Source organism: Komagataeibacter intermedius TF2 (assembly GCF_000964425.1).
Taxonomy (GTDB): Bacteria; Pseudomonadota; Alphaproteobacteria; order Acetobacterales; family Acetobacteraceae; genus Komagataeibacter; species Komagataeibacter intermedius.
Genome location: NZ_BANF01000075.1, coordinates 68,730 through 75,117, shown reverse-complemented (window position 1 = coordinate 75,117; position 6,388 = coordinate 68,730). Strand labels below are relative to the sequence as shown.

Sequence of the window (6,388 nt, the reverse complement as noted above, 5' to 3'; positions counted from 1 at the left end):
GCTTTCGAAGCAAGGGGGGCGTAATCACTTCCTGACCGGCACAAGTCCCAATCGGTCAGATCAAAGGGATAGCGTTTCATCCTGCGCGTAATGCTGACCATACAGCCTTGTTGTGCTGACGTCCACATCCTGCGTTTGAATCATGCTTAAACCCTCTTGAAAACCTGTCACATCAAATTTCCAAAAGGGTTCTTACAAATACACTCACGGACTGTCACGCATGCCTACAGGAATATTCAGGAAAAACTGCCCGGGTCGCTTTTTGCGTCAACCGGGAAGGTTGCTATGGAAAAAAAGACAATGATGCATTAGTTTGTTTTCGCAAAATGAATTTATGGCAAAGATCAGGCTTACTGATCATCGTCAGACTAATAAGATACGGCTTATATAAAGGAGATGAGGGCTTGAACGACAATTTCAAATCCATATCAGAAAATTTATCAATTATCATGCAAGGGCCATTGCATGTCGGAAATATTGTACAAATAGCAAATCATAGTCAGCATTGGAGAGACTTGTTCCCTGCAGCAGAAATTATTCTTTCCATATCAACCAATGAAGTAATGGAACGCATACCTCAGCATGAACGAACAGGAGAAGAAAGATATAAAATATCGCATTGGCATGAACCAAATGTGATTGCATCCAATGCTGTTAACGTTATAGATTATAATTGTGATAACGTAGTCTTGGCTGAACCTACCATACCTTTGCCGCCTATCAAACCTACGGATGGACCAAACAACTCAAGCTTCATGATCAATGCAGCAAAAGCTGGCTTGAATGCGGCAAGTCGTAAATACGTCCTGCGCATCAGAAGCGATGTTATTTTTCTAAATAAAAACTTCCTGAGCCTATATCTGGAAAATGTAGATAGGCCCAGACGGTTCAGGTCAATTCTAAAGCAACGGGTTATGATATGTAACCTCTTCACGGTAAATCCATTTTGTATCGAGAGACTGCCATATCACTACAGTGACTGGTTCAACTTTGGATTACTGAGTGATGTCCGTAATATATGGGATGTCCCTCTGATGTCTTATTCAGATACGCTGTATTATAAGGTAAATCCGCACAAAAGAGGATCAAATTTCAGAGAAGTGAATTTCAATACACGGATAGGCGTTGAGCAACATATATACACCTCCTTCCTAAAGAACAATAACCATAACTATACACTTGATTTTCACAATGACACACGGGGAACTATTGATTCATTAAAAGTTCTTGAGAATGAATTTATTATTGCTGATGCAAGTTATATCAAGGTTCTTACGCAAGACCGATCTGATTACCTTACCTTTGACTGGGTAGATTACATTTGCATTCATTATAATCAATGGAAAAAACTACATACAACGTCTCCGGCAGATTACAGGAACATATTCCTGGATAAGATTGAAAAGTCTAATGAAATATTACAGAAAAACTCAGGGACTGCAGATAAAATTGAAAGGGAAATAGAGGAATTTAGTGGAGAAGTCGAATATCATGGAAATAACAAAACAAAGGATCTGACTATCCCTGGTCGGGTTATTTTGCCGATTTATAAATTAATTTTGGTTCCAAAAATGAAGAGAAAATTTGAAAAAGATAAGATCGCTTTTTTTGAAGATTCCAAGAATAAAATAGCAAAAAAAGTCTATAATATCTCTTACAAATAAGGACAAAAAATGATGCAAGACCTGAAAAATAATAAAGTTGCCATCATTTTTTATGGAATGATTCGCAATTATTCTTTACCGTCCAAAACCATAAAAAAACACATTATAAAACCAAATAACGGTGATGTATATTATTTTGGACCGTCTTATACAGACAGGCCAAGCAATAGCCATTATGGAAAATTCGATAAAGATGGCTTCCTGATGGAGAATCCAAAGTCCGCGAAAGATTCAGTTTTCTCAGCTGAAATTGGTGACTTCGTTGAAACTTATAGCGACTGCATCAAAGACTATAAAACTCATGATTTGAAATTTTCTTTTTTTGAAGAGGAAGCAGACTCTGTTAGCGGAAGAGATGAGTGGCTCTTTCAGCTCAATCCAGCAAGAGTCCTATCCATGTTTTATAATATGTCTGGGGCGATCGAAGAATTTCTGAAGTCCTCAAATGAAAATTCTCTTTCATATGATGCCTGCGTATTAATGCGACCAGATTTAGTTTTCTATAATAGAATATTGCCTCAGGCTGAAGATGGTAAAATCTATATACCAAAAGCTCAAGGAATCAGCGAACGAGGCGAAACATATGATGGGAACGCTCCGGTATATTTTTACAAGAATGCGTATACAGGTGAATATATACCTGGGGGCAGAAAGATCACTTTTAATGATCAGTTTTTGATAATGACACAAAAAGAGATTTCTACATTTAAGGGGATGTACGACGAAGTAAAGGATATGATGAAGCGGAAAGTACCGCTTTCTCCTGAAACGTTATTTTATTTAATGACAAAAAACAGGTTCTTGGATATAGTTATTAATGCAGACTGGGTCTATGAAATATATAGAAATGATACAAAGCTGATATCTAATATAATTGATTCTCCTGAACTGCGTGATATCGATCGCTATCATCCATCTTTAAATGAAAAAACAAAGTCTAGATCTGAAATAAAAGGATATAAGTCTTTATGAAATTATTATTATAAATTATCGAAATTTAGCGGCAAATGGAGTCGCCCTTTCTTTGTAATAATACTATTCACCTGGAACTGAAATAAGCATCATTATATTATGCTCCTGTCGCAATGACGGGAGCATAACGATGGCGGGATGACAGGGTAGGTCAGGTGGCGCAGAGTTCGCAGACTCGGACGTTTCTTGAAGGACGGGTTCGACGTCATAAGGCGCCGCAGTCGTTGTCAGATTGCTACCGGATGGTTCTGTTCTGCGCCGACAGCTTGCTGAGCACAATGCCGGCAAATGGCAACGACGGTTTGCCGAAGATGGCATCGAAAGCCTGGCCGATGAATATCGCATCGGTCAGGCCCGCACGGTATCAGCTGCGCGGGTCATCGAGCGCACGCTGAACACGACGCCCAAAGACGCGACCCATTGGTCGATCCCCTCCATGGCCGCCGGTTCTGCATTCTGGCTGACTGGCGGGAAGACTACAATACGGTGTGCCCACAGTCCCAACTGGATGGCAGGACACCGGATCAGATCGCCAGACAAGCGTCTCGGGGGCATGTCCCCGAGACGCTTGTCATCCCATCAACCCCAAACCATAAAAACCGGGAACTCTTTTTTTTAGTGGTAACAAAAAAGGGAGGGGCACGTCACGGCATCTGGTCAAAACTCTATGGGCAAGGCTCAAGGAATGGCGGACTGTCGCAACCCAACACGAGAGGACCGCCGCATCCTTCTTCTCCGTCATCCTCATCGCTGCTACTGCAGACTATATCAAGATCTAACAGGCCCTAGTGCTAGAGGTCCTGCAACACGCTATGATAAGCTGAAATAAACCTTCTTCGCTGCCGTTCAAATCGTCAAATCTGTCATCGAGATTAACTAACAACACACCCTAATTGACTTACTGAACAAGAATAAAAGGTCGAACGCGCTTTGTTAGATAAAAACCTATAATCAAAAGTAAAAGCGTAATCCAGAAGTCATAAAATATATCATAATGTGCATGAGCATTCAGACCGAACTGCCCTTCGCGGATCATTTCTATATTCTCTACACTTGGGGACAGCATCATGTACCAGCGATATTTAGGCGGTAACCAGTCCACCATTGAGAATGCTCCCGTAAAGGGAAGAGCGAGATAACCGAAGACGGTCACTGCTTTCTCAATCAGATCAGACATCTCACTCAGAGATGCAAAGATCATGGCAAATGAGATGCAAAAAAATATATGAAACCCAAGACCCAAGTATAACATGCTATAATATTGTGGCGGCTTCATAAATCCGGTAAAAATTGCGCCACAGGTAACCAAAATTCCTGCCATTATGGTACCAATTATTTCTAAGAAAGCTCGAGCCAATATAATAGAGGTTGGCGTCACCTGTCTGTGAAAGAGAAGACTGCCATTTGACTCAAATGCTTTGATGGCGTGCCCCATACAGTGACGCCACATGGTCAGCGGAACATAACCGGTAACGACAATAGCCGTCATTGGCAGCCCGTGTTCATGAGAAGGGCGTATGGCCGTCCATAATATGGCAACACCGGCACAGAACAGGATGGGTTCTCCCAACACCCACAGAAATCCAAGGTTTTCCCGTCCATAACGGGTGTGAATCTCTCGCATGATCAAGGCATAAATGACCTGTGCCTGCACCTTGAAATCTGTTCTTAATTCCCGAAGCTGTTCACTTATGGTCATTAATGTTCTCATTGCGTGTCATGATTGGTGGGTCGACAGTCTATAATCCCAAAGCCCGGCTTAAGCGAGGGAATAAAAATCCGGTGAGTCTCCTGCCCCTCCAATACGTATTATGGGTAAGCGAAGAAGGCACAACACAATATGCTTCTCATCACCCGAAAGCCAGACTGACGGTGAGAACGCAACTCAGGCCTTCCTTCTTTCTGCCCATACTTTCCCTAACGAGATATGTCTCATGCAGATAGCGGTAACACGTCAAGCACCTCTTTCATCGTGCTCATGAAGACGCTGGGACATGATGTCATGCTCATCTCATTAACCCACTTATAATTCATTATGAAACTTGTGGAACCTTTGATGGGCATGAATGACTTAAATGCATGAATGCATGATAGGATGACATACCCTGCTGCATGATCACACAGGGCGGATCTGGTAAATTCCAGTGCGTTGACAGATCGACAGATCCCGTTCTGCTGTCCAGTTTTTCGTAAGCAACCCTGCAGCGTCTTACAATTCAAGCTGAATGTGGAACAGATATCATGAACAAGATATTCCCACTACTTTATAGTCTGACTGTTCTATGCGTAGGCAGTGCTGCCTACGCACAGTCCGACGAAGAAAACTTCACTGGCAATACGACCCGCAAGATCAATGAAACATCAGCCACCGCTCCCTCCCGTCCGGGATTTGTCAACCGGCCAACAGCCTGGACTGTATGCCGCACTGGTTGCACCTATACCGATCCGATGACAGCATGGAACGCGGCCATGGCCGTCCAGACATTCGGACCCCAGAAAATCACCATTTCCGTGGCAGATGGCACATATGACATCATCCGTCCGTTTGAATCGGCTGCCCCAAGCGGGGCCTCCGTTTCCCTGATTGGAAACACGACCGATAACAGCAGGGTAGTCTTCAATTTTACCAACATAAAAGGAACAAATCACCACGGCTTCTATGCCCATGATGGCGGTAATATCGGTCTGGTGGACGGGATTACCATGAACGGGGTCGGTGCCATGATTTCTGCCACCGAGACAGGAATCACCTGGAATAAAGCCAGCTATGGTGCCGGTTTCTATGCCTTTGGCCCTTCGCGTATCAATCTGGGTACGCACCTTGCCATCAACCGGTTCTATTACAGCGCGCTGGCCGATGACGGGGGATTCATCTCAGCACCCCATGGGGGGGTAACGGCGGCCTATGCGGGAGATGTCAACTTTCTCGCCCGCCATAATGGCGTCATTGACTGCGAGGGGTGCTCCGCATCCTACGTGGCGGACACGACATGGTCCGGCGCTACGCTGGGCTGCAACTATATGGCGGAAGATGGCGGGGAAATAAATGTCATCGGCAGCACTGGGCAATATTCCCTGGTCGGCGCGGTCTGTACCCGGACAGGTGGTCATGGATGGGCCTCCAGGTTCACTGGCAAAGGTGGTCTGGGTGGCCGGGTGGGCAATGGTCTGGACGTACGTGAAAATGGTACGGTCTCTGCGGGCAACTCTACCTATACAGGCTACGCCATCGGTGCCTGGGTCCAGCTTGGTGGCTACGCCAATGTGGACAGTTGTACCTTCAGGGAAAACAGGCATGACGGCATCTATGTCACATCATTTGGAAAGGTCGAGGGAAATGCCGTGACCATCACAGGCAATGGTGGTTTTGGTATTCACCTACAGGGCCAGTCCTCTGCCATTCTGTACAATACCCTGAAGACTGACATACAAAACAAAGACGGCGCCGCCTATGTCGAGACCGCCGGAACCAGAAACGGTTACAGCTATGCTGCATCATCTCTCTATCTTCAGTAAGGCGAGCATACACGATCACCTCTGCTACCATGTCTGGAGGCAGGATTCTTTGCAACATCCTGAAAATAACCATCGGTGCAAAACAAACGGCTGAGAAGAACGTATGGGCGCGGCAGTCATAACATGTTGCGTTTACAATGCCAGTCCTTGCGTTTCCCGAAAGGGTTCTCATCACGATGCCGGTCGCAAGACAGTCTGTTCATTCCAGTGCTCCATCAGGATCATGTCGCAATAAA

Annotated in this window: 4 protein-coding genes; 3 read left to right on the top strand and 1 reads right to left on the bottom strand. The window is 44.7% G+C overall.

Going from position 1 to position 6,388, the window contains the following annotated elements:
* The first annotated feature begins 404 nt into the window (after positions 1–404).
* Together B7449_RS11835 and B7449_RS19805 are read left to right on the top strand one after the other, a co-directional pair.
* Positions 405–1,664, top strand: a complete 1,260-nt coding sequence (locus B7449_RS11835) for a WavE lipopolysaccharide synthesis family protein (protein WP_158003650.1) — start codon at positions 405–407, stop codon at positions 1,662–1,664.
* Between the two features lie 9 nt (positions 1,665–1,673).
* The gene (locus B7449_RS19805; RefSeq protein WP_141654720.1) at positions 1,674–2,636 is read left to right on the top strand and encodes a hypothetical protein; all 963 of its coding nucleotides are present in this window, start codon (positions 1,674–1,676) and stop codon (positions 2,634–2,636) included.
* Between the two features lie 898 nt (positions 2,637–3,534).
* On the opposite strand, the gene B7449_RS11825 is transcribed toward B7449_RS19805, so the two are convergent.
* Positions 3,535–4,335: an ABC transporter permease gene (locus B7449_RS11825; RefSeq protein ID WP_039732520.1), complete on the bottom strand. Its 801-nt coding sequence runs from the start codon at positions 4,333–4,335 to the stop codon at positions 3,535–3,537.
* Between the two features lie 542 nt (positions 4,336–4,877).
* Here B7449_RS11825 and B7449_RS11820 point away from each other — a divergent pair.
* The gene (locus B7449_RS11820; RefSeq protein ID WP_148431334.1) at positions 4,878–6,152 is read left to right on the top strand and encodes a right-handed parallel beta-helix repeat-containing protein; all 1,275 of its coding nucleotides are present in this window, start codon (positions 4,878–4,880) and stop codon (positions 6,150–6,152) included.
* The last annotated feature ends 236 nt before the right edge of the window (positions 6,153–6,388 follow it).